This is a genomic window from Kitasatospora sp. NPDC086791, from assembly GCF_040685975.1.
Classification (GTDB): domain Bacteria; phylum Actinomycetota; class Actinomycetes; order Streptomycetales; family Streptomycetaceae; genus Kitasatospora.
In genome coordinates, this window is the sequence record NZ_JBFBOC010000013.1 from 80,707 (window position 1) to 102,935 (window position 22,229).

General features: G+C 74.4%; 20 protein-coding genes. 8 read left to right on the forward strand and 12 right to left on the reverse strand.

The features are described from left to right. The first annotated feature begins 135 nt into the window (after positions 1-135). From AB0Q99_RS19520 to AB0Q99_RS19530, 3 genes are all read left to right on the forward strand, one after another. Positions 136-609 carry a MarR family transcriptional regulator gene (locus tag AB0Q99_RS19520; protein ID WP_363573396.1) on the forward strand — a complete coding sequence of 158 codons (474 nt, stop codon included), beginning with the start codon at positions 136-138 and terminating at the stop codon, positions 607-609. A 323-nt stretch (positions 610-932) separates the two neighbouring features. Then, positions 933-1,505 carry a sigma-70 family RNA polymerase sigma factor gene (locus AB0Q99_RS19525; protein ID WP_363573398.1) on the forward strand — a complete coding sequence of 191 codons (573 nt, stop codon included), beginning with the start codon at positions 933-935 and terminating at the stop codon, positions 1,503-1,505. 85 nt (positions 1,506-1,590) lie between these two features. Continuing rightward, positions 1,591-2,490 carry a hypothetical protein gene (locus AB0Q99_RS19530; protein ID WP_363573400.1) on the forward strand — a complete coding sequence of 300 codons (900 nt, stop codon included), beginning with the start codon at positions 1,591-1,593 and terminating at the stop codon, positions 2,488-2,490. A gap of 93 nt (positions 2,491-2,583) precedes the next feature. Here AB0Q99_RS19530 and AB0Q99_RS19535 read toward each other — a convergent pair whose 3' ends face one another. From AB0Q99_RS19535 to AB0Q99_RS19545, 3 genes are all read right to left on the reverse strand, one after another. Beyond that, entirely contained in the window at positions 2,584-3,291 is a 708-nt protein-coding gene (locus AB0Q99_RS19535) for a GAP family protein (protein ID WP_363573402.1), read from the reverse strand. A 228-nt stretch (positions 3,292-3,519) separates the two neighbouring features. Further along, positions 3,520-4,932: an argininosuccinate synthase gene (argG, locus tag AB0Q99_RS19540; RefSeq protein ID WP_363573403.1), complete on the reverse strand. Its 1,413-nt coding sequence runs from the start codon at positions 4,930-4,932 to the stop codon at positions 3,520-3,522. A gap of 346 nt (positions 4,933-5,278) precedes the next feature. After that, on the reverse strand, positions 5,279-5,938 hold the full coding sequence (locus tag AB0Q99_RS19545; protein ID WP_363573405.1) for a rhomboid-like protein: 660 nt from the start codon (positions 5,936-5,938) through the stop codon (positions 5,279-5,281). A 292-nt stretch (positions 5,939-6,230) separates the two neighbouring features. Here AB0Q99_RS19545 and AB0Q99_RS19550 point away from each other — a divergent pair, with 292 nt between their 5' ends. Together AB0Q99_RS19550 and AB0Q99_RS19555 are read left to right on the forward strand one after the other, a co-directional pair. Beyond that, complete coding sequence (locus tag AB0Q99_RS19550) at positions 6,231-6,959, forward strand: rhomboid-like protein (protein ID WP_363573407.1); 729 nt, start codon at positions 6,231-6,233, stop codon at positions 6,957-6,959. Positions 6,960-7,126: 167 nt separating this feature from the next. Beyond that, a complete protein-coding gene (locus AB0Q99_RS19555) occupies positions 7,127-9,838 on the forward strand; it encodes a glycosyl hydrolase (RefSeq protein WP_363573409.1) in 2,712 nt (903 codons plus the stop codon). 198 nt (positions 9,839-10,036) lie between these two features. Here the strand turns inward: AB0Q99_RS19555 and AB0Q99_RS19560 are convergent, their stop codons facing one another. The 7 genes from AB0Q99_RS19560 to AB0Q99_RS19590 form a co-directional block, all read right to left on the reverse strand. Beyond that, on the reverse strand, positions 10,037-10,417 hold the full coding sequence (locus AB0Q99_RS19560) for a VOC family protein (RefSeq protein WP_363573411.1): 381 nt from the start codon (positions 10,415-10,417) through the stop codon (positions 10,037-10,039). 415 nt (positions 10,418-10,832) lie between these two features. Beyond that, positions 10,833-11,810, reverse strand: coding sequence for an STM4011 family radical SAM protein (locus AB0Q99_RS19565; protein ID WP_363573412.1), 978 nt, complete (start codon positions 11,808-11,810; stop codon positions 10,833-10,835). Further along, positions 11,807-13,141, reverse strand: coding sequence for an STM4012 family radical SAM protein (locus AB0Q99_RS19570; protein WP_363573414.1), 1,335 nt, complete (start codon positions 13,139-13,141; stop codon positions 11,807-11,809). The genes AB0Q99_RS19565 and AB0Q99_RS19570 overlap by 4 nt, the downstream gene beginning before the upstream one ends. Further along, positions 13,138-13,980, reverse strand: coding sequence for an STM4013/SEN3800 family hydrolase (locus tag AB0Q99_RS19575; RefSeq protein WP_363573548.1), 843 nt, complete (start codon positions 13,978-13,980; stop codon positions 13,138-13,140). Before AB0Q99_RS19575 ends, AB0Q99_RS19570 begins: the two co-directional genes overlap by 4 nt. Positions 13,981-14,057: 77 nt before the next feature. Continuing rightward, positions 14,058-15,182, reverse strand: a complete 1,125-nt coding sequence (locus AB0Q99_RS19580; RefSeq protein ID WP_363573416.1) for an STM4014 family protein — start codon at positions 15,180-15,182, stop codon at positions 14,058-14,060. A gap of 15 nt (positions 15,183-15,197) precedes the next feature. Then, positions 15,198-16,133, reverse strand: coding sequence for an STM4015 family protein (locus AB0Q99_RS19585; protein WP_363573418.1), 936 nt, complete (start codon positions 16,131-16,133; stop codon positions 15,198-15,200). Between the two features lie 46 nt (positions 16,134-16,179). Next, the gene (locus AB0Q99_RS19590; RefSeq protein ID WP_363573420.1) at positions 16,180-17,157 is read right to left on the reverse strand and encodes an STM4015 family protein; all 978 of its coding nucleotides are present in this window, start codon (positions 17,155-17,157) and stop codon (positions 16,180-16,182) included. Between the two features lie 201 nt (positions 17,158-17,358). On the opposite strand from AB0Q99_RS19590, the gene AB0Q99_RS19595 reads away from it, so the two are divergent. From AB0Q99_RS19595 to AB0Q99_RS19605, 3 genes are all read left to right on the forward strand, one after another. Further along, positions 17,359-17,685, forward strand: a complete 327-nt coding sequence (locus tag AB0Q99_RS19595) for a hypothetical protein (protein ID WP_363573422.1) — start codon at positions 17,359-17,361, stop codon at positions 17,683-17,685. A gap of 127 nt (positions 17,686-17,812) precedes the next feature. Beyond that, entirely contained in the window at positions 17,813-18,931 is a 1,119-nt protein-coding gene (locus tag AB0Q99_RS19600; RefSeq protein WP_363573424.1) for a DUF6745 domain-containing protein, read from the forward strand. A gap of 105 nt (positions 18,932-19,036) precedes the next feature. Then, positions 19,037-19,666, forward strand: a complete 630-nt coding sequence (locus AB0Q99_RS19605; RefSeq protein WP_363573426.1) for a hypothetical protein — start codon at positions 19,037-19,039, stop codon at positions 19,664-19,666. Here the strand turns inward: AB0Q99_RS19605 and AB0Q99_RS19610 are convergent. Beyond that, positions 19,619-20,539, reverse strand: coding sequence for an endonuclease/exonuclease/phosphatase family protein (locus tag AB0Q99_RS19610; protein ID WP_363573428.1), 921 nt, complete (start codon positions 20,537-20,539; stop codon positions 19,619-19,621). The genes AB0Q99_RS19605 and AB0Q99_RS19610 overlap by 48 nt on opposite strands. A gap of 63 nt (positions 20,540-20,602) precedes the next feature. Beyond that, positions 20,603-21,937 carry an FAD-dependent monooxygenase gene (locus AB0Q99_RS19615; RefSeq protein WP_363573430.1) on the reverse strand — a complete coding sequence of 445 codons (1,335 nt, stop codon included), beginning with the start codon at positions 21,935-21,937 and terminating at the stop codon, positions 20,603-20,605. Positions 21,938-22,229: the final 292 nt, after the last annotated feature.

Below are 22,229 nucleotides of genomic sequence, written 5' to 3' on the forward strand. Positions count from 1 at the left end.
GTTGCTCGGTGGCGGGTGGGCCATGGGGCCGCCGTCGTTCTGGCGGTCCGTCCGTGCCCTGCCGTGCGATAAGTAGAGCACGCAATTCAATTGCGCACAACTCAATGGCGTGCGCGCCATCGGTACGATGGGTCCATGACCACGCTTCCCGGCATGGCGGACGAGGAACTGCTCCGCCTCGACCAGCAGATCTGCTTCTCGCTCAACGCGGCCTCGCGCGCCTTCGGCAGCGTCTACCGGGTGCTGCTCCGGGACCTCGGGCTGACCTATCCGCAGTACCTGGTCATGCTGGTGCTCTGGGAGGACGGCGAGCTGCCCGTCAAGCGGATCGGCGAGCGCCTGCGGCTCGACTCCGGCACGCTCTCCCCGCTGCTCAAGCGGCTGGAGGCGGCCGGGCTGGTGCGCCGCGAGCGCAGTCCGCAGGACGAGCGGTCGGTCACCGTCGCGCTCACCTCCGAGGGGTCGGCGCTGCGCGAGCGGGCCGGACAGGTCCCGCGGCGACTGCTCGCCGCGACCGGGCTGCCGGTCGAGGATCTGGCGGAGCTGCGCGGGCTGCTGGAGCGGGTGACCGCCGCGCTGGATTCGGCGGCGGTGGAGCCGGCTCCGTAGGTCTGGGCTGGGCTGAGCGGGCCGGCGGGGTGTGGCGGGGCGGTGTCGTGGAGTGGCGTCGCGAGGTGGCGTGGCGGGGCTTGTCAAGTGGGCGCCGCGCCGGGTGTGATCTGGGTCACGTGGCGGGTGTTCCGGCTGGGGCGGCAGGCCTGAACCGGCAGGTCAGCGGCGCTGTCCGAATGTGAACGGAAACGGTCGCCAAATGTCCGCCCGATCCGGTCAACATCCCGGGCCGTCCGGACGGTTACACCACGAGCCCCCAAAGGGCCGTCGGCGTGCCACCCGGTGGGCCGGCCAGCTGACCCACGAAAAGGGGGGCGTGCGTGAACACTCCCGGGCCGGGCGAGGAGCGGGGCCTGCGAACGGACCCGCTCGGCGACCTGCCGAACGACTTCGAGGCCTTCTTCACCCGCGAGAACCCCGGCTACCTCCGCTACGCCCAGCAGCGGCTGCGCCACCGTGAGGACGCCCAGGACGCGGTGCAGAACGCCGGCGCCACGCTCTACAAGAACTGGCGCCGCGCCCTGGCCAGCGTCGATCCGCAGGCCTTCGCCTTCAAGGTGGTGAAGGACGCGGTGGTGGACGTCCTGCGCGACCGCAGGCGCACCGAACGCAAACGGCTGCGGGTGATCTCCCAGCGCCGTCCCGACACCAGCCAGGACGAGCTGGACGAGCTCGCCGAACTGGACGCCCTGGACTGGGCGATGGACGAGCTCGCGCGGGCCGCGCCGGTGCAGGCCGACGTGGTCCGGCTGCGCCAGGCGGGCCTGTCCTACCACGACATCGGCCGGTCGCTCGGCATCGCGCACACCACCGCCCGCACCTACTACAGCCTCGGGCGGCGCCACCTGGAGTACCTGCTGGAGCACCCGGACGAGGAGGGGGCGGAGACGTGAGGGGCGTGACGTGAGCGTCGGGGACGTGGGGGCCGGGGACGTGAGGACCGGTGACGTGAAAGTCGGGGACGCGAAAGTCGGGGATGTGGGGGGCAGAGGTGCGGTGGCCGGTGGCAGGAGGGCCGAGGACGTGCGGCCGGGGGAGGTGAGGGTCGGCGACACGGGGGCCGGGGACCGGAGGGTCGGGGAGCTGCTGCGGGTGCACTCCGCCGAGCTGGAGCGGGAGTTCGACGACCACGACCCGGTGGCCTTCACCCGGAGGCTGGCCGAGCGGCTCGCCGCCGCCCGTCGGCCCGCCCCCGCCGTGCGGGAACGCCCCGCCCGTCCACCGGCCGGAGCCCGCCCGCCGCACGCTCCGGCCTCTGGGTCGAGCCCGGGGGTGGGGCCGGCGCCGGGCGCCGGGCCCGGTCCGGGCCCGTGGCCGGGGTGGAGTTCGGGCTCGGGTGGCGTACCGGGCGCGGGCACGGTCGCGGCCACGGTGCAGTCCCCCTGGGCCGGGGGCCGGGCGGAACTCCGGCGGGACCTGCGTCACCTGTGCGCGGGCGTCGCGGGCGCCGTGAAGCCGGGGGAACTGGCCCTCGACCTCGAACTCGCCGAGAAGACCGCCTTCCGCACCCTCGGCTGCCTGCTGTACGGGATGGGCCGCACGGCCGACGGCGTGTTCTGGTGGCGGATCGCCGCCCAGTACGGGGACCAGCTGGCCGTGCACTGCCTGGCCGTGCACTACTCCGCCGAGGGGGAACGGCGGGACGCGGCGCGCTGGGCCGCCCAGGCCCAGGACCTCAGTGCCCCGGGCCGGCTGCCGTACCTGGCGCCGGAGGTGCGGCCGGGCGGAACGGCCGAACTGGCGCGGGTGCTGTCGGAGCGCTACGACGGGGAGATCCTGCTGACGCTGCGGGAGGCGGTGGCGGACCGCCCGAGGGCGGACCCCGCGCGGCTGGGTGTCCGGGCGGTGCGGGGGCGGGGGGTGGTGCGGATCCGGTGAGGGGCGCGCGTTCGGCGGCGTGAGCCCGGTGAGCCCGGTGAGCCCGGTGAACCCGGGGAGGCGCCGGGTCGTGCGGGGCCCGGCTGAGTCGGATCAGGTGAGTCCGGAGATGGCGTCGCCCAGGTACCCGGCGGCGAGCACGGCCGGGACCGTGGTCAGGATCGCGGCCTGATGGGTGGCCGTCCAGGCCCGCCACTCGCCGAGGACCCGGGCTCCGCGACGTGGCCCGGCGCGCCGGTGGACCGCGAGCGGCAGGAGCGTGCAGAGCGAGCAGATCGCCACCATCAGCGCCGCAGCCACGGCCTCGGCTCCTGTCCCCGCGCCGGCCCCGGCGCCTGTCGCGCCGGTGGTCGTGGTCGCGGTCGCGGCGATCGAGGCGGCGCCGCCGACGGCCGGGAGCAGCGTCGCGGGGCTGATCGCGACGAGTGTGAGCGCGAGGCGCGCGGACTTGGCGGCCGAGTAGCGGTCGACCGTCCGCAGCCAGGTGGGCGGCGCCGTGACGTGGCCCGCGCGGGGCCGGTCGTGCCACTGCCGCGCGGCCGACAGCAGGAGCAGCCCGCCGAGGGCGAGCTTCAGCCAGGCGGACCAGGTGGGGACGGTCTGGGCGCGGTTCAGGGCGGTGCCGGCCGCCACCGTGACGGAGACCAGCGCGGCGAGGCCGAGCACCCAGCCGGCTGCGAAGGCGGGGCCGTTCGTCCGGCCGCGCGGGGTGGCCAGGATCAGGATGACGGTGATCAGCGGCAGCGGGCTGATCGCGACCGCCACCGCCGAGGCCAGCATCGAACCGACCGCTTCACCCATCCCGGGTCCTGCCTTCCCGTCGCCGGGCGCACGTCCGCCATTCAGCTACGGCGGGGTCGGGCGTGCACGGTCGGTACGGCCGTTCGGGTGAAGGGGAGGGGCACACGGGGGAGAGAGCTGGCGGGCGGCGTCGATGGGCGGGTCGACGGGAACGGCGGAGGCCGCCGCACCGGTGTGGTGCGGCGGCCTCCGCGGGCGTTCCGGCCTGGTCGGCCGGGGCCGGGCAGGTCAGTCGGTGCCGGACTCGATCGCCGCGTGGTCGAGCGCGGTGGACTCCTCCGCGTCACCGGTGCCCGCGGCGATGGGGGCGGCCCCGCCCGGGGCGAGCTCGCCGATCAGGCCGCTCCACGGTGCCAGCTGGCCGTGCACCGCGTACTGCTCCAGCTTGCTGCGCGAGTCGGCGATGTCGAGGTTGCGCATGGTCAGCTGGCCGATGCGGTCGTCCGGGACGAACGCGGCGTCGACGCTGCGCTCCATGGACAGCTTCTCGGGGTGGTAGCTGAAGTTGGCGCCCTGGGTGTCGATGACCGAGTAGTCCTGGCCGCGCCGCAGCCGCAGCGTCACGCTGCCCGTGACCGGGTGACCGATCCAGCGCTGCATGCTGTCCCGGAGCATCAGCGCCTGCGGGTCGAACCACCGGCCCTCGTAGAGCAGCCGGCCGAGGCGACGGCCCTGGGTGTGGTAGGTGGCGAGGGTGTCCTCGTTGTGGATGGCGTTGAGCAGCCGCTCGTAGGCGATGTGCAGCAGCGCCATGCCGGGGGCCTCGTAGATGCCGCGGCTCTTGGCCTCGATGATCCGGTTCTCGATCTGGTCTGACATGCCGAGGCCGTGGCGCCCGCCGATGCTGTTGGCCTCGTGGACCAGGTCGACGGCGTTGGCGAACTCCTGGCCGTTGATCCGGACCGGGCGGCCGAACTCGAACTCGACGGTGATGTCCTCGGTCGGGATCTCGACCGCCGGGTCCCAGAAGGCCACGCCCATGATCGGGCTGACGATCTCCATCGAGGCGTCCAGGTACTCCAGCCGCTTGGCCTCGTGGGTGGCGCCCCAGATGTTGGCGTCGGTGGAGTAGGCCTTCTCGGCGGAGTCCCGGTACGGCAGGTCGCGCTCGGCGAGCCACTCGGACATCTCCTTGCGGCCGCCGAGCTGGTCGACGAACGCCTGGTCCAGCCACGGCTTGTAGATCCGCAGGCTGGGGTTGGCGAGCAGGCCGTAGCGGTAGAACCGCTCGATGTCGTTGCCCTTGTAGGTGGACCCGTCGCCCCAGATGGACACCTCGTCCTCCTGCATGGCGCGGACCAGCAGGGTGCCGGTCACGGCGCGGCCGAGCGGGGTGGTGTTGAAGTACGTCTGCCCGGCGGAGCGGATGTGGAACGCGCCGCAGGCGAGGGCGGCCAGGCCCTCCTCGACCAGCGCGGCCCGGCAGTCGACCAGCCGGGCCTGCTCGGCGCCGTACGCCCGGCCCCGGGCCGGGACGTCGGCGAGGTTCGGCTCGTCGTACTGGCCGATGTCGGCCGTGTAGGCGTAGGGGACGGCACCGTGCTCGCGCATCCACGCGACGGCGACGGAGGTGTCCAACCCGCCGGAGAATGCGATGCCGATCCGTTCACCGACCGGCAGCTTGCTCAAGACCTTCGACATGGATGCACCCTTGACCCGCGCGGGCGGGCTCCTGATTCAGCGATGTGTGACGGGATTCGGCGTATTCGATCCGATGCCCGAACTCTGGCATAGATTTGCGGAGTAACGCAAGGGCATGCGATCGAGCCGATCGGCCCGGCCGCCTGTGCGGCCGCCCTCCGGTGTCGACCGGTCGAGTCAACTCGGTTGCTTCGTAGCATGATTGGGGAATCGCGGGGGCGACTTCGGGCCGGGCCGCCGGTTCCGGAGCCGCAACCGGTGGCCGGGTGGGGGTGGAAGGGCAGGGGAGCCGGGGGCGGGCCGGGCTCCCGAGCGGAGTCCGGCCCGCCCGCGCGCTGGTGCGGTGTCAGTGCGGCAGGGGCACGGCCCGGGCGCGCAGCCAGGCCGTCCGGGAGGCGAGCACGCCGAGGCCGAGCGCGACCAGGTGCCCGGCGTCGGCCAGTTGCTGGTTCAGCGTCCAGGCGGTGGCCAGGGTCAGGGCGAGCGCCGGAAGCCCGTAGCGGCGCAGCGGGGCCGGGCCCAGGGCGAGCAGACAGGCGCCGGTGGCGACCAGTCCGTAGCTGATGCCCACGTCCCGGGCCCGGGAGAGCGCGCCGGGGATGTGGGTGGTCAGCATCACCCACATGGCGCCCTCGGTGAGCAGGGTGGCGCCCAGGTGCCCGAAGGCGAAGACGGCGGCGGCCCGGGCGGGGCCCCAGCGCCACTCCGCCAGGCCCAGGACGACGGCGACCGCCGCGATGCCGGCCCAGGCCGGCACCCCGTCGACCACCAGGCCACTGGTGAACATGGTCCACCACTTGCCCACCTCCATGTGGTGGACGTTGCTGCTGTTGTGCCGGACGAACCGGGCCCGCTCGGCGTGGCCCTGGCTGGCGAGCCAGGAGGCGGTGAGGGTCAGCAGCAGGACGTAGGCGGTGGTGAGCCGCAGGCGGGCGGCCGTTCTGCGCGCGGATGGTCGGGGCGCCGCGGTGTCGGTCGGGGTCCTCGTGTCGAGGCGATCGCTCATCGTGCCTGGTGCCCTTGTCTGCTGTTCCCGGTGTCGGCACGCCCGGTGCGTGGCCGAGGAGGTCGTGGCCGGGAGGGTCAGAGCGCCAGCGTACGTCAGCGGAAGGCGGCCGCCGGGCGCCGTCCTCGGACGGTTGACGGGTGGTTGACGGGCGGCCGGCGGGCGGTTGACCGGTGTGACCGGGGTGGCGGGTCACCCGGACGGGTCGCCACGGCGGCGGGTGGCGGCGGCGCGGGGGGAGGGTGGGGGGATGGTGGCGGGAGGGCGGGGGAGGAGCGTCGAGGAGGCGCCGATGGCCGGCAGTACCGTCCGGGGCTCCGAGGCGCACCGGCGGCCCTGGTGGGCGCGCGCCGCCCGTGCGGTCTGGGCCTACGTCCGGCGCGCCCCGGGCACCTACCTCTGGCTGGCGATCCTGCTCGTCACCACGCAGGTGATCCGGCACGTCGACCCGTTGACCGCCGACCGCATCCTGGAGCGGCGTTCGACCAACCTGCACCACCTGCAGGTCTCGCCGGTCCGCGTCCTGGTGACCAGCGCGCTGTGGATCGCGGGCGGCGGCTGGCTGTCCTACTTCCTGCTCTACAACATCTTCCACGTGCCCGCCGAGCGCTGGCTCGGCACCTTGCGCTGGCTCTCGGTGGCGATGCTCGCGCACGTCGGCGCGACCTACCTCAGCGAGGGCGTGCTCGGCTGGGCGATCCACAGCGGGCTCGCCCCGCCGAGGGCCGTCTACACCCTCGACTACGGCGTCAGCTACGCGCTCGCCGGGGTGGTCGCGGTGCTCACCTACCTGATCGTGCGGCCCTGGCGGTACCTGTACGCGGCCGGAGTGCTGGCCGTCTACGCCCTGGGCGTCCAGCAGAACCGGGACTACACCAGCATCGGCCACCTCAGTGCGGCGCTGATCGGGTTCGCCTGTTACCCGCTGACCCGGGACCGCCCGGGCGCCTTCGATCCGGTCGCCGCGGTGCGCGCCGCCTGGCGCCGGGTGCGTCCGGTCCCTCGGGTGCGCGGGCGGTGATCGTGGTCCTGCGATATTCGGTGAATGCCAACTTCCGCAAACTGTAAGGCTTTTACCGGGTTCTTACCGCACATCCCTTCCCCCGGCCGGATCGGCCGAGCAGGCTGTCCCCCTGTTTCCGCCGAGTCGCGCGACCGCGCGAACGGCCGCAGGGGAGGACCGGAACCGTGCCCACCAGGCAACGCCGACGGCTGCTGTTGAGCGCCGTCACGCTCACCGCGATCGGACTGACCACCACCCAGGCGCTCGCCGCGCCGCCCGTACCGCCGAAGCCGCAACCGTGGCAGGTCCGGCACCAGGCGGACATCGGGAAGACGCACGCCCAGAAGGTGCGGAGCGCCGCCGGCGCGACGACCGCGGTCCCTGGCCTGAGCCCGCGGGCCGCGACGGAGGCCGGGGACGGCGGCGACGAGGCGGAGAACTCCGCCGAGGGCACCGCGCAGTACACCGAGGCCCGCACCGCGCCAGGCGTGGTCGCGCCCGGTGCCTACGGCGCGGCCTGGGCCCAACTGCAGTCCATGCCGCACACCGGCGGCAGCTGGGACCACGTCACCGACAAGCCGTACAACTCCGACGACCCGCGCTACCGCGACGTCAACTCCAACTCCAGCGGCGGCTCCGGGCTGGTGACGGGCCGGATCACCGGCGTCGCGGCCGACCGGGACGGCTACGTCTACGCGGGCGGGGCCAACGGCGGGGTGTTCCGCTCCCGCACCGGCGGCGGCCACTGGGAGCCGATCGCCGACAAGCTGCCCACGCTGTCCACCGGCACGCTGGACCTCGACCGTGGCGGCCGGCTCTGGTACGCGACCGGTGAGTCCAACACCGGCGCGACCTCGTACGTGGGCACCGGCGTCTACGTGCTCGCCGACCCCGAGCACGGAGAGTTCCAGCCGGGCATGCGGGTGGGCGGCGCGGAGCTGGAGTCGACCATCATCCACGCGCTGCGCTTCGGCGCCGGCAAGGTGTGGGCGGCCACCAGCCGGGGTGTCTGGAGCCACTCGGTCACCACGCTGTCGGGCCCGTGGACGCTGGAGTTCGCGCCCAATCCGGAGTACCTGCCGGGCGGTTCGAAGGCCGGGGACCCGGCCGCCCCGTACAAGAACATCGCCAACGACATCGCGATCGACCCCAAGGACCCGAGCAAGGTCGTCCTGGCGGTGGGCTGGCGCGGCGGCGACACCTACAACGGCTTCTACAGCAAGGCCGCGGACGGCACCTGGCAGCGCGTCGCCTCCCTCGGCGACCTGCCGACGGACGCCGCCGACGTCGGCAACGTGACCTTCGCCGCCGCCGCGGACGGCTCGCGTTACTACGCGATCGACCAGTCCCCGGCGGTCATGGCGAGCGACCCGGACACCGGCCTCAAGGGCATCTACGTCTCCACGTCCGGCTCGCCGTTCGGTCCGTGGACCCGGATCGCGGACAAGGACAAGCTGAAGAACTCCGGCTCCGCGCTGCAGGACGCCGGCTACCAGCCCGGCATCCAGGCCTGGTACAACCAGTTCCTCCAGGTCGACCCGGCCAAGCCGGACCACGTCTACGCGGGCCTGGAGGAGGTGTTCGAGACCAACGACAGCGGCACCACGTGGGCCACCGTCGGGCCGTACTGGAACAACGGCTTCCCGTGCTGGAGCATCGACCCGGCCAAGCAGACCGGTGACTGCTCGCCGACCACCCACTCCGACCAGCACGCCGTCGCCTTCGGCAGCTACCAGGGCAAGGCCACCGTCTACGTCGGCAACGACGGCGGCATCTACCGGCGCCCGGCCGACGGGCAGTTGGACGCGTACGGGCACGCCAAGGACTGGACGCCGCTCAACGACGGCACCATCGACACCCTGCAGTACTACTCGGTCGGCGTCGGCAAGGACCCGGCGGACCGCTCGGGCCGGGGCGTGATCGTCAGCGGTGGCCTGCAGGACAACGGCCAGTCGATCCTGCGCGCCCACGACACGGTGATGGGCTCCAACTTCGGCGGCGACGGCGCCGACACCCTCGTCGACCCGGCCAACGGCTGCAACATCGCCGAGGAGTACGTCTACCTCGACATGTGGGTCACCCAGAACTGCGCGGTCAACGACGGCAGCTGGACGAAGGACCCGAGCAAGGCCACCTCCTACGAGGTCGCCCCGCCTGACAAGGACACCAGCGCCGCGCGCTTCATCGCCCCGATCACCAGTGACCCCGGGGACGGCAACACCTGGATCGCCGGCGGGCGGCACGTCTGGGTCCAGCACAAGGGCTACGCGATCCGCAGCGGCAGCGAGTGGACCTCCGCCTACGACCTCGGCGCCGGACACGTCGCCACCGCGGTCGCGACTGTCGGCGGCACCGTGTACGCGGGCTGGTGCGGCCCCTGCAACAACGTCGGCTTCAGTCGCGGCATCGCGGTCGGCAAGACCGACGGCACCGGCTGGCACCAGCTGAACCTGCCGGTCGACGGCACCCTGCCCAACCGCTACATCTCCTCCTTCGCGGTGGACGAGAAGGACGCGCAGCACGTCCTGGTCGCCTTCAACGGTTTCTCGCGGACCTGGACCGAGGGCCCCGGCGCGGGCGTCGGCCACGTCTTCGAGACCCGTGACGGCGGCGCCACCTGGGCCGACCTCTCGGCCAACCTGCCCGACGTCCCGGCCACCTCGGTCAAGATCCTCCCCAACGGCGGCCTCGCCCTCGGCACCGACCTCGCCGCCTTCTACCGCGCGCCGGGTACCACCGACTGGCGGATCCTCGGCCGCAACCTGCCCACCACGGCGGTGCAGCAGCTGAAGATCGGCCCGGACGGCAGGCTCTACGCCGCCACCTTCGGCCGCGGCATCCGGTCCTTCGACCTGCGCCGCCTCGGCCACGGCCGCTACGACGAGACCGACGACTGATCACGTGATCGACTGACCGGACGGCCGGTTCGCCTCGGCCGGTACCGGCCGACTGCTGCCGCCGCTGCCCGGCCCGCTTCGAACGAGCGGGCCGGGCAGCGCCGTTGCCGAACGTGACGGGACGGGTCGGCAGGTGTGACAGGCCGGCGGGCGGGCCCGGGAGCGCCGTCCACCGGCCGGGTGGGTGGTGGGGACGGCCTACGGGCCGACGCGCTGGGCCACGCAGAGGATGTTGCCCTCGCTGTCCTTGAACCAGGCGGCGCGCATGCCCTCACCCTCGGCGACGCCGTTGACGGTCTTCAGGCCAGGGAAGTCGTACTCCTCGAAGGTGATGCCGCGGTCGCGGAGGCCGGCCATCTCGCCGTCAAGGTCGGCGACCTTGAAACTGGCGAGCGTGTGGGCGGCCTGTCCACCGCTGGGCGTGCGGTAGACGCTGAACTGGGTGCCGCCGCAGTCGCAGGCGAACTCCTCCTCACGCTCATCGGTGAGCTTGAGGCCGAGGGTGTCGGTGTAGAAGGACTTGGCGCGGGCGAGATCGGTGGCGGGGATGACTGCTTGCAGCGGTGCGTCTCCAAGCATGGTGTTTCGCCTCCTCCCAGTTACCAGGCTAGGGACGCGAGGGCGGGGCCGCCCGGTGAGCGAGGGGACCGTTTCGGGGTGTGCGCACGGGATCGCCGGGAGTCACGAGGGGGCGGGCCTCCGGGGCGAGGGGACCCCGGCGGCGCGGGCAGCGAGGGCCGCGCTGATCGGCCCGGGGCGACGGCGCCGATCAGCGCGAGGAGTTCGCGCAGGGACACGATGCTGTTGTCAAGGAGCGCTCCGTCACGCCGTGCTCGCTGCGCACGAGGCCCGGCGCAGCTGCCGGTCGTATACCGCTGATCATGGCGGGCCTCCTTCCTGAACCAGCTGGTCCTGTCCTGTTGTTCACACGCTTTCACGCAAGGTGATCGGTTCGCAACCGATTTATCACCGGCGCTTTGTCGTCGGCGATTCGTCACCGGTGATTCGGCACCGGCCCGTGAGGCCAGTCGGCCGGGACCCGCTCCAGGACCCCGGCGCCGAACAACCGGTACAGCGGCAGGGTCTCCAGGTGGACGTAGCCGATGTGGCAGTCGCAGACCGGCAGCGGGCAGGGCCGCGGCCCCAGCCGGGCACGGTAGCTGTCGTCGTAGAGGTTGCCGAGGACGTCCCGGACGAAGTGGCAGCGGCGTACCGTGCCTTCGCCGTCCACCGACAGCACGGACTCGCCGGTGCGGCAGGGCAGCCCGGCGCTGGGATGGGCGTGCCGGCTGTAGCCGAAGTGCGGGTCGAGGGCGGTCCAGCGGGCGGCCTCGGCGTCGGTGTAGTCGAGCCCCTCGGCGGCGTTGACCCAGAGGTAGACGTCCTCGGCCAGGTCGGTGCGCAGGCGGCGGGCCTCGTCCAGGTGCTCGGGCCGGCCGACCACGCCGACGCTGTAGCGCACCCCGAGCGCGTCCAGTTCGCGGCACTTGGCGAGGAAGCGCTCGCGGGTGACCTGGCCGGGGTGGTAGGTGACCCAGAGGGCGAGGGTGTGGAGGTCCGCCGCGGCGAGCCAGTCGGTGCGGCAGCTGAGGTTGGTCTGGATCGCCACCCGGCGGACGTGCGGCAGGTGGCTCAGGTCGACCAGCGCGCGCCGGTACCAGGAGCGGACCAGGCCCTCGCCCCAGGGGGTGAACAGCAGCGACAGCGTGTCACCGGTGCCGGCCCGCCCGGCGGCCCAAGCGGTGAACCGCGCCAACGCGGCCCGGTCGGCGCGCAGTTGCTCCGGGGTGTCGCGGCGCTTGGCGAACGGGCAGTAGGGGCAGTCGTAGTCGCAGGAGGCCAGCGGACCGCGGTAGAGCAGGGTGAGGTCCCGCGGGCCGTCCTGGTCGGCGGGTGCGGCGGCGGGCGCGGGAACGGTGGCGGGGGAGGTCGCGGTGCCGGGGGCGGCGCCCGGCAGGCCGAGGAAGGTCATTTCGCCTCGTACGCCGCCATCAGGGCCCGGACCCCGGGCGAGAACAGCGTCGGACCGGCCGCGTCCGAGTGCGCCAGTCCCTCCGGGGAGAGCCGCAGGTGCTCAGGGTCGTCCGTCGCGAGCCAACCGCGCTCGGCGAGAACGGCGAGCTCGGCCGGGAAGTCCTCGGCGGGCGAACGGCCGAACCGGGCGCGGTAGTCGGCCAGCGGCATGCCCCCGGCCTGCAGCAGCGACTGCACGAGGTGGCGCCGACGCCGCTCCTCGTCCCGCATCCAGTGGCCCACCTCGGCCCGGTGGAAGTCCTCGGTGGCGACGTAGGCGTCGATGATGCCGCGCACCTCGGTGGCGTTCACCGCGTAGTCGAAGGAGTAGTGCAGCCGCGAGGTGTAGGAGCGGGCGCCGCAGCCCAGGCCGACCATGCCGTCGGTCTGGCAGGCGTACTCGCTCGCCCCGGCCTGCGGGGAGGCGGCGCGGCGGAACATCCGCATCGACACCTGCTGGTAGCCGTGGGCGAGCAGGTGGTCGCGGCCGGAGCGGTAGAGCGCGAGCCGGCGGGCGTCCCAGGCTTCCCGGGTCTCCCGCTCGCCGCGCCGGGCCAGGCCGGTCAGCGGGCGGACGTACAGCGGGTAGAGGTACAGCTCTTCGGGCTGCCAGGCGAGGGCGGCGTCGAGGGAGCGGAGCCAGCTCGCCTCCGTCTGGCCGTCGATGCCGTAGATGAGGTCGATGTTGAGCACCGGGAACCCGGCATCGCGGATCCGGCCGAGGGCGGCCTCCACCTCGGCCCGCTTCTGCGGCCGGACGGCGGAACGGGCCTCGGTGTCGTCGAAGGACTGCACGCCCAGGCTCAGCCGGGTGGTGCCCCGGGCGGCCAGCACCTCCAGCCGGTCGGCGGTGGAGGTGGCGGGCGAGGCCTCGACCGAGAGCGGCACCGCCCGCAGGTCGGCGCCCATCCGCCGCTCGGCGATGTCGCACAGCCGCTCCAGCTCACCGGCCGTCAGATAGGTGGGCGTGCCGCCGCCGAAGGCGGCCAGGGCGAAGCGGGCCCCGTCGTCCAGGGCCCCGCGGACGGCCTCGGCCTGGCGGTCCAGGGCGTCGAGGTAGGCCGTGGTCAGGCCCTCGGGGCTGCCGATCCGGGTGAACAGGTTGCAGAAGCCGCAGCGGACCTCGCAGAACGGGACGTGCAGGTAGAGCGAGAGCGCGTGCTGGGCCTCCCCGGTCCACAGCTCGCGCAGCGGCGGGCGCTCGGGCAGCGGGCGGTAGGCCGTCTTGTGCGGGTAGGCGTAGACGTACGACTGGTACGGCGACTCGGGGCGCGGGGGTGCGGTGGTCATGCGCGCTCCTCGGTGGCGTCGGTGGCGCCCGCCGACCGGGCGGGGAGCGTGAAGTGGGCGTACGGGACGGTCCAGACGACCTCGTGGCCGATCCGGTGGCCGGTGTACCCGTCCTCGCCGTACGCGGTGCCGTGGTCGGAGCAGACGATCGCGAAGCAGGGGCGGCGGGCGGTCATCGCGGCGAACAGCCGGCCGATGTGGGCGTCCACGTACTCCAGGGCGGCGGCGTGGCTGGCCCGGGAGTCCCCGTGCTCACGGGTGGCGCCGGGCAGGTGGAACCAGTTCGGCTGGTGCAGTGCCGAGACGTTCAGGAAGACGAACAGCGGCTGGTCGGCGGGCTGTTCGGCGGCGACCAGCTCGGCCCGGGCGACCTGTTCCTCGAAGGAGGTCGGGGACGCCACGCCCATCTCGGGCGCCCAGTGGCTCTCCTGGAACAGCCCCGGCAGCACCGAGCCGAGCGGGCCCTGCTTGTTGAAGAATCCGACGCCGCCCACGCACACCGTGCGGTACCCGGCCGCGGCCAGGGCGGTCGGCACGTCCGGGGCGTCGAAGACCCAGGTGCGCGGGGCGGTGCTCTCGGAGCCGGCGAAGCGGGCCGCGAACAGGCGCGGGTGCGGGCCGTCGGGGGAGGCAGGGGTCGGCAGGAAGCCGGCCATGATCGCCTGGTGGGACGCGTAGGTGAAGCTGCCGGGCGCGTGCCGGCGCTCCCACCGGCCGCCCGGGAGGACGGCGGCGAGGTTCGGGATCCGGCCGGCGGCGGCCAGTTCCTCGGCGACGTCGAAGCGGAGCGTGTCGAGGGTGACGAGCAGCAGGTCGTGGGTGCCCACGACCGCGTTCATGTCGGGCGCGGGCGCGGGCGCTGGCGAGGCCGCGGGGGCCGGGGCCGGGGTGGGCGTCTGGTCGGTGGTGCGGTGGTTCATCGAGCGGGTTCCGTGATCTGGTGGTCCGTCGCGCCGAGCGGCGATCGGGAGGGTGCGGTGAGGGCGGCGAGCTGGGCGCCGTAGGTGTCGAGGCCCTCGGCGGGGCCGCCCGGCAGGCCGGTGAGACGGGGGAGCAGGTCGCCGAAGGCGTTCACCTCGCCGACCAGGGCGCGCCGCCAGCCGGCCGTGGGCAGGACGTCGACGCCGACCATCGGCGAGCCGGGGAAGCAGGCCGCGGCGCGCTCGGCCGTCTCCAGCAGGGCCGGCCAGGCCGGGCCGGCGGCCTCCCGGGCCTGCGCGAGACTGCCCCGGGCACCGCCGAGGTGCAGGTTGGTCATCGGCTGGGTGCTGGTGCGCACCACGGCGTGGGTGGCCCGGCCCGCGACCACCACGACCCGCAGGTCGGCCGAGCGGCCGGACTGCGAGGCCTTCGGGATCCACTGCTCGACGTGCAGGCCGTCCGGTGCCAGGCGGTCCACGATGGCGGCGACCTCCCGCTCGCTGCGGTAGCGGCGCACCCGCAGCGAGTTGTGCAACTGTCCGTCGGCCAGCTCGACCGAGGTGGTCGCCAGCAGCTGCCCGCGCGGCCCGAACTCCAGGGCCGTCACCCCGGAGGCGGAGGAGCCGTGCGCGGGTTTGACGAAGACCCGGTGCAGACCGGCCCCGGCGAGGCGCTCGCGCAACTGCTCCCAGCCGGTGACCTCGCCGCCGAGCGCCCTCGGCACCGGGACCCCGGCCGCGCCGAGCAGCGCGTGCGCCCGGCGCTTGTCGAACATCACGGCGATCTCCTCCGGATCGCCCAGCAGCCGCACGCCCGGCCGCGCCGCCAGCCCGCGCAACGCGGCCGTCACCCCCGCGTACCAGGCGGCGGTGCCCTCGACCCTGGTCGGCGCGTAGCCGGGGCCGAGCACCGGGCCGCGCAGCAGCCGGTCGACCTCCGGCTCCTCGCCGGGCGACTCGACGCGCAGCAGAGCGCCCTCGGGCAGCCGGTACCGGCCGCGCAGCACGTCCAGCCAGGGCAGGACGGCGGGTTCGGGCAGCCCGGCGGCCCGCGCGGCGGCGGCGAACAGCGTCACCCGCCGGTGGCCCGGGTTGCCGAGGACGGTCAGCTGCGGCGTCATCGTCGTGCCGCCCGCCTACTCGGCGACCGAGACGTAGCGGTCGTCCTCGTCGTCCAGGTCGTCGAGCTCGGCCTCGCTGAGGTCGAGCTCCACCCCGGGCAGGGCCTGGCGCAGGCGCTGCTGCAGTTCGTCGCTCAGGTAGTGGTGGTGCAGGTCGAGCGAGCGCAGGTGGGTGAGCGGCTGGCCCTCCAGCAGGGCGGTGGCGCCCTCGTCGGACAGCACGCCCATGGACAGGTCGAGCGACTCCAACCGGGCGACCACGGGCGCGTGCGCGAGGGCGGCGGCGATCTCGTCCTGGAGTTCGCTGTTGGCCAGGCCGAGGTGGCGCAGCGCCGGCAGACGGGTGCCGTCCAGGAAGGGCGCGAGGTCGTCCACCGTGGCCTCGCCGCCGTACTCGTCCACGCCGAGCCAGAGGTCCAGCCGCTCCAGCGCGGGCAGCTCGGAACCGGCCACCGCACGCACCACGGTGGCCGGCAGGCCGCCGGACTCGAAGCGCAGGCTGGTCAGCCGGTCGTGCCGCACCGGCTCCAGGGCGAGGTCCGTGCCGCCGCGCACGGTCAGCGAGCGCAGCTCCGGGAAGGCGGTCAGCAGCGGGGTGACGTCGTCCATCTCCAGCCAGGAGATCTCGCACTCGTCGAAGGTCACCTCGCCGAGGAAGAGCGCCTCCAGGGCGGGCAGGCGCTCGGCCTCGGCCGTGACGGCCTCGACCGTGCCGCGCACGGACGTGTAGCCGTCCTGCCACCAGGGGCCGATCACCACGGCGCGGACGCCGGCCGGGTCGACGGTCCGGAGGAAGGACTGCCAGAGCTGACCGAAGTCCTGCTCGGAGCCGTATTCGAGGGACAGCCGCCAGGCGACGGCACCGGCGGCGGGCTGCGGCCGGGTGTCGTCGGGCGTGAACTCGTGGATCGGCAACCCGTGGAAGCGGTCGATGTGGTGGGAGACGGTCATGTCGGATCCTGGTCGGTGGTCGGGTGGATGGAAGCGGGAGCCGGGGCTACTCGGCCACGGCGACGTAGCGCCGCCGCTCGTCGGGCCCGCCGGCTCCGGAGAGGTCGATCTCGACCCCGGGCAGGGCCCGGCGCAGGCGCTGCTGCAGTTCGTCGCTCAGGTAGTGGTGGTGCAGGTCGAGCGAGCGCAGGTGGGTGAGCGGCTGGCCCTCCAGCAGGGCGGTGGCGCCCTGGTCGGTCAGCACCCCCATGGCGAGGCTGAGCGACTCCAGCCGGGCGACCACCGGCGCGTGCGCCACGGCGGCCGCGATGTCGTCCTCGAACGCGCTGTTCTGCAGGCCCAGGTGGCGCAGCGCCGGGAAGCGCGCGCCGTCCAGGAACGGCGCGAGGTCGTCCATCGTGGTGTCGCCGCCGTAGTGGTCCACGCCGAGCCAGAACTCCAGCCGCTCCAGCGCGGGGAAGTCGCAGCCGGCCACCGAGCGCACGACCGAGCCCGGCAGGCCGCCGGACTCGAAGCGCAACGCCCTGAGTGCCTCGTGCCGCAGCGGTTGCAGCGCCAGGCCGCCCTTGCCGTCCCAGTCCTCCGAGGCACCGCGCACCACCAGCTCGGCCAGCTGCGGGAAAGCCGTCAGCAGCGGTGTGATGTCGCACTGCTGGATCCAGGAGATCTCGCACTGCTCGTAGGTGATGTCACCGACGAACAGTGCGCGCAGCGCGGGCAGCCGGTCGGCGACGGCGACGACCGCCTCCATCGGCTCCCGGAAGCTGTCCGGCTCCTCCGGCGACCACTGGCCGATCACCACGGCGGTGACCCGCTCGGTGTCGACGGTGTCGAGGAACTGCTGCCAGCGCTCCGCGAACGTCGCCTCCGAGTCGTAGCCGAGGTTGATCCGCCAGGCGACCGAGCCGGCGTCCGGCAGCCGACGGGCCTCGGGGCCGTGCTGCTCCCCGGCCGCTTCGAGGGCCTCGACGAAGTCGAGCACGGGGAGACCGTGGAACCGCTCGATGTGGTCGTTGACTGTCATGCGCTGCTCCTCCGGGGGCTGGGCCGGACAACTGTCTACCAGCCGGGACTGACAATCCGGCGGGCGGGTCGGTGCCGGGGCCCGTTGTCAGACCCTTGCCCTATGGTCCGGTCATGGCTCCGGAGCGTGTCCGCGGCAGGCGCGGTGGAGCCGTGGGCTCCGGCGTCCGTCGGGGTCCGGCCGTACGGCGAGGGAGGACTGATGTACCGCCAGGGCGATGTGCTGATCGTGCCGGTCGCGGAGGAGGCGGTGCCGCCGCGGGCGGCGGAGCTGGCCGTGCGGCCCCGGGACGCGCGGGGGCGGATGGTGCTCGCCCTCGGGGAGGTCACCGGGCACGCGCACGCCGTGGTCGGCCCGGGGGAGCTGCGCCGGGAGGCCGGGCCGTTCGGCGCGGGCTGGCTGCACCTGCCCGAGGGCGGCCGGGTGGTGCACGAGGAGCATGCGGCGATACCGCTGCCCAAGGGCTGGTACCGGGTGGTCCGTCAGCGCGAGTACGTCCCCGGCGCGGTGCGGATGGTCGCGGACTGACGCCCGTTCCGTCCGTCGTACGAGGTCGGCGGGCGGGAGAGCGGTGGCACGGCGCGGACGGGGGCCGCGGAAACGGTTCGAGAGCGGAACAGCCGGGTGGGGAGCCCGGCGGGGAACGGAGCAGACGATGGAGACGGTGACCCAGAACGACCCGACGGCCGCGCGGGCGGCGGTGCGGACCACGGCCGGGCCCGCCGAGGCGACGGCCCGGTGGCGCGCGGCCGCGGCGGCCACCGGGGCGGGCGACCGGGCGGCGGCCGAACGCGCGGTGCGGGCCGCCTACCGGGCGGCCGGACTGCCCGAGCCCGCGGCGGTCCGCTGGTTCGGTTCGCCGCTCGCCGCGGCCGAGGCGGCGCTGGAACTGCGGGCCGCCGGGGCGCAGAGCGTGCGTGAGGCCGTGCGCACCCTGCCCTGGGAGGAGGCCCGGCGGCGGGCCGTCGAGCAGGTCGGCCCGACCGGGTGGGCGGCGCACTGGGCGCTGACCGGCGGCGAACTGGGCCCGGTCACCACCCCGCTCGCCGACCGGGTGCGCAACGCCGTTCTCGACCGGCTCGCCCCCGAGGCCGACCGCGAGGCCGACGCCGCCGTGGCGGCCGGGGCGAGGGCCCGCCGCACCACCGTCCGGCTCGCGCTGCTGGATGCCGTGCGCGGCCAGCACGACGCGCCGTGGTTCGCCGCCCTCGAAGCCGCCGGGGCCGGCACCGACGTCGTCGGGCCGCTCGCCGAGCTGGCCCGGCAGGCCGGCTGGTGGTGGCCCTACCGGGAGGTGGCGCTGCTCAGCGAGCGGCCGACCGCGCTGCACCGCGACGAGGCCGGACGCCTCGACCGGGCGGACGGGCCCGCCCTGGAGTACGCCGACGGTTTCGCCCTGCACGCCTGGCGCGGCATGCCCGTCCCACCGGAGTTCCTGGCGGGGCTGGCCGAGGTGAGCGTCGAGCGGATCCGCACCGAGGAGAACGCCGAGCTACGGCGGGTCCTGCTGGAGCACTACGGCTACGACCGCTACCTGGAGGACTCCGGCGCCGAGCCCATCCACCGCGACGAGACCGGGGTGCTCTGGCGGATCGTCCTGCCCGACGACGAGCCGGTGGTGATGGTCGAGGTGGTCAACTCCACCCCCGAGCCGGACGGCACGCACCGCACCTACTGGCTGCGCGTCCCGCCGAGCACCCGCACCGCCCGCGCCGGGGTCGCCTGGACCTTCGGCATACCCGAGACCGCCTACCACCCGCAGCGCGAGACCTGACCGGGTCCGGTCCCCGGCATCCGGAGCGGGCCGCCGAGCTGCGCCGGCGAGCGGGCCGTCGAGGTCCGGCACCCGGGGGTCGAACCCGGCGCGGAGGAGCAGCCGGTGGAACTGCCCGAGGGTTCCTGGTGGGACTGGGACTTCTCCTGGAGTCCGGGCGAGCTGCGCCTGGTCGCCGGGTACGACCTCTCCTACCACCACGATCTGGAGCTGGTCTTCGCCGACCCGCTGCCCGTGCGCTGCCCGGCGCACTTCCAGGACCCGGTGTTCCGTGCGCCCACGCCCGAGGAGCGCCGGCTCGTCGAGCGGCAGTGCGGCGAACCGCCGGGCGTGCTGGTCGCCTTCGAGGCGGACAGCGGCGGCGCGGAGCCGGTGACCGCGCTGATCGCCGCCGGGAGTCTGGAGGTGCGGGTCGGGCTGCTCCTGCGGTACGGGCGCGGCGTGGCCCCGAGGACCGTACGCCCGGTGCGGAGCCCGTCGACCGCCCGCCCGGCCGGGAATCCGGTGGCTGCGCCGAGCCCCCGCCGGGGTGATGCGGGCATGCGTACCGTCGAAGAGCCGATCGCCGAGGCCCCGGGAGAGCGCTGCGGAGCTCATCCACCCGGTGCAGGGCGAGGAGTGCGGCGTGCGGCGGGTGTTCGCCGACGAACCCGGCGGACGGGTGGTCGATGCTCCACGTCGACGGGGTCACAGCGGCAGTTCGACCACCACGGGCCGGTGGTCCGAGATCGGTAGCCTGGGCGCCCGCGCCGGGGCCGGCCGGTGCGGTCCGCGTCGCGGCGCGAGTCCGGCTGCCAGCACGTGGTCGAGCTGGACCAGGGGACGGTGCGAGGGGAAGGTCCGGACGCGGGCGGGTCGGTGCCAGCAGGCCCGGGACGCCGAGGACTTCGAGGACTTCGAGGAGGAGAGGAGCTCAGCCGCGCCGAGGGTGGCCGCGGGAACCACGCCGAAGAGGTTGAAGTCGCCCAGCAGGATGTGCGGCCGGGGCAGGTCGGCGATCCAGCCGTGCACGGCGAGGAGTTGACGGACGTTCCACCCCGGGACGAACGACAGGTGCAGCGCCACCGCCGTGAACGGGCCGCGCGACCCCCGCAGTACGGCGGCCAGTGCCGCGCGCGGATGGTCGCGGATCACGGTGAGGCCCGCCCGCCCGGCCGCGCGCAGCGGCAGGGCGACGGGAGGCGCGCCGAACCGCCGGGCCCGCCAGCTCAGGGCCGGCAGCCTGGACAGCAGTGCGATGCCGTGCGAGGGAGCTCCGCCGTCGTGCCCCGCGCCCTGCGGGCCGTACACCCGCAGTCCCGGCTCGGACCGGTCGGGGACCCAGGTCCGGCCCGGTTCGGCCCGGGCGTGGAACGCCGAGGCGTAGCGCCAGTCCGCGGCGCCGGTCGCCTCGGCGATCGCCCGGGCCTGGTCCACCCGGCCCGACCGCTCCTGGAAGCGGTCGAGCTCCTGCAGCGCCACCACGTCGGCGTCCAGCGAGGCGACGGCGTCGACGAGCGGGTGAACGGCGGCGGCGGGGGCCGACGCGGGCGGGTGGCCGTCGTCCGGGAGCTGCCGCCCGTGCAGGACGTTGAAGGTCGCCAGGCGTACCAGTGGGGAGCCGATCATGGTGGGACGGTACAACGGCGCTCCGGGCCGCCGGGGCGGGCGGGTGCGCCCGCCCGGGCCGGCTCAGCCCCGCAGGACGGCGTTGAGCACCGACGGGTGGAACAGCCGTGAGGGCGGCTCCACCAGGGACAGCACCTCGTGGAACGCGGCGGTGACCAGCGGGTTGCGGGTGGCGCCGGCCATCACCCTGTCCAGGAAGCGGTGCTGGAGCCTGAGCAGGACGCCGGACGGCGCGCCCGTGGTGGTGTCGAAACGGGCGTCCTCGGCGCTGGACATCACCCACGGGTTCTTCGAGGCCGCCGAGACGGCGCGCCGCGCGTTCCGGGCTGCGGCATGGCCGATCCCGCCGTGCCGCAGTGCGGTGCGGCGCAGCGCCTGGGCGCAGAACAGGGCGACGGTGACCCCCTGGCCGTACACCGGGTTGAAGGTGCTCGCGGCGTCGCCGACCGCCACCAGGCCGTCCGGGCAGCTGCGTTCGTAGTGCCGCCGCACGCCCGGGCCGGGGAGGAAGCCGCGCACCTCGCTCGCCGGCTCGGCGTCCCGCAGCGCCTCGCGGAGCAGCGGGTCGCGCAGTCCGGCCAGGTGTTTGGCGAACCCCTCCTCGCCCGGCTCCGGTTCGGCGCCGCGCATCCCGGCGAGGCTGACGATCCAGCGGTCGCCCTCGACCGGCAGCAGGACACCCATCCGGGGCGCGTCCGGCGCCTTGGTCTGCAGGTAGACCGCCTGACCGCCGAGGTCGACGCCGGCCGGGCGGTGGAACAGCCGGGAGGTGTAGGCGACGCCCGCGTCCACCCGCTCCTCGGGCACCGGGCGACAGCCCAGCTCGGTCAGCCACTTCGGCACCGAGGTCGAACGGCCTGCCGCGTCCACCACCAACTCGGCCGGGACGTCGCGGACTTCACCGCGCTCCGGGCCCCGCTCGCGGACCTTCACCCCGGTCACCGCCCCGGCCGAGCCGAGCAGGCCGACCACGTCGGTGCCTTCCAGGAACTCGATCGAGGTCTCGGTGCGGACCCGCTCCAGGACGAGTTGGTCCAGCACCGGCCGGGTGCAGGAGAGGAAGGCCATCCGCGCCGGGTACTTCGCCATCCACCCGGCGGAGCTGAGCCACTTGACCTCCGAGGCGGTCACCCGGAGCGCGCCCGCGGTGGTCAGCCGCTGCGTGATCCCGGGCATCATCTCCTCCAGTGCCCGGTGCCCGGCCTCCAGGATCAGGTGCGCGTGCCGGCCCTGGGGCACGCCCGCCCGGAACGCGGCCTCCGCCGGGTAGTGGTCCCGCTCCACCACGACGATCCGCTCGGCGCAGCCGCGCAGCGCCCAGGCCGCCACCAGCCCGGCCAGCCCGCCGCCGATCACCACCGCCGTACCCCGCCCGGGGGCCCTCTCCGAAGAAGTCATGACACGTAGCGTAGTGGTGCGGGAGGAGCTCCACGATCGCCTCACCTCGGCGAATGCCGGTGCACCCGGGCGCTGTTGACGCCCGCTCCGGTCGTACGCGGGAGCGCGCAAGCCCGCGCCCGCCGCGCACCCGGGGGCGTCCGGCGGTGGCGGTAGCCGCCGAGAGTCGAGGCCGGGCCTCGGGGCCGAGCGTCGGGGCCAGGCGTCGGGGCCGGGCGCTAAGGAAGCGTCAAGAACGCTGCCCGGCGGCGTCAAGGAGGCGTCAGGGGAGGCCTTGCGGCAGTGGCACGGG

Excerpts from the sequence above, each read along its gene's own strand:
- AB0Q99_RS19610 (WP_363573428.1), bottom strand. The coding sequence starts at position 20,539 with ATGATCGGCTCCCCACTGGTACGCCTGGCGACCTTCAACGTCCTGCAC.
- AB0Q99_RS19615 (WP_363573430.1), bottom strand. The coding sequence starts at position 21,937 with ATGACTTCTTCGGAGAGGGCCCCCGGGCGGGGTACGGCGGTGGTGATC.
- AB0Q99_RS19570 (WP_363573414.1), bottom strand. The coding sequence starts at position 13,141 with ATGACCACCGCACCCCCGCGCCCCGAGTCGCCGTACCAGTCGTACGTC.
- AB0Q99_RS19560 (WP_363573411.1), bottom strand. The coding sequence starts at position 10,417 with ATGCTTGGAGACGCACCGCTGCAAGCAGTCATCCCCGCCACCGATCTC.
- AB0Q99_RS19595 (WP_363573422.1), top strand. The coding sequence starts at position 17,359 with ATGTACCGCCAGGGCGATGTGCTGATCGTGCCGGTCGCGGAGGAGGCG.
- AB0Q99_RS19550 (WP_363573407.1), top strand. The coding sequence starts at position 6,231 with ATGGCCGGCAGTACCGTCCGGGGCTCCGAGGCGCACCGGCGGCCCTGG.
- AB0Q99_RS19590 (WP_363573420.1), bottom strand. The coding sequence starts at position 17,157 with ATGACAGTCAACGACCACATCGAGCGGTTCCACGGTCTCCCCGTGCTC.
- AB0Q99_RS19565 (WP_363573412.1), bottom strand. The coding sequence starts at position 11,810 with ATGACCTTCCTCGGCCTGCCGGGCGCCGCCCCCGGCACCGCGACCTCC.
- AB0Q99_RS19580 (WP_363573416.1), bottom strand. The coding sequence starts at position 15,182 with ATGACGCCGCAGCTGACCGTCCTCGGCAACCCGGGCCACCGGCGGGTG.
- AB0Q99_RS19600 (WP_363573424.1), top strand. The coding sequence starts at position 17,813 with ATGGAGACGGTGACCCAGAACGACCCGACGGCCGCGCGGGCGGCGGTG.
- AB0Q99_RS19520 (WP_363573396.1), top strand. The coding sequence starts at position 136 with ATGACCACGCTTCCCGGCATGGCGGACGAGGAACTGCTCCGCCTCGAC.
- AB0Q99_RS19585 (WP_363573418.1), bottom strand. The coding sequence starts at position 16,133 with ATGACCGTCTCCCACCACATCGACCGCTTCCACGGGTTGCCGATCCAC.
- argG (WP_363573403.1), bottom strand. The coding sequence starts at position 4,932 with ATGTCGAAGGTCTTGAGCAAGCTGCCGGTCGGTGAACGGATCGGCATC.
- AB0Q99_RS19575 (WP_363573548.1), bottom strand. The coding sequence starts at position 13,980 with ATGAACGCGGTCGTGGGCACCCACGACCTGCTGCTCGTCACCCTCGAC.
- AB0Q99_RS19535 (WP_363573402.1), bottom strand. The coding sequence starts at position 3,291 with ATGGGTGAAGCGGTCGGTTCGATGCTGGCCTCGGCGGTGGCGGTCGCG.
- AB0Q99_RS19545 (WP_363573405.1), bottom strand. The coding sequence starts at position 5,938 with ATGAGCGATCGCCTCGACACGAGGACCCCGACCGACACCGCGGCGCCC.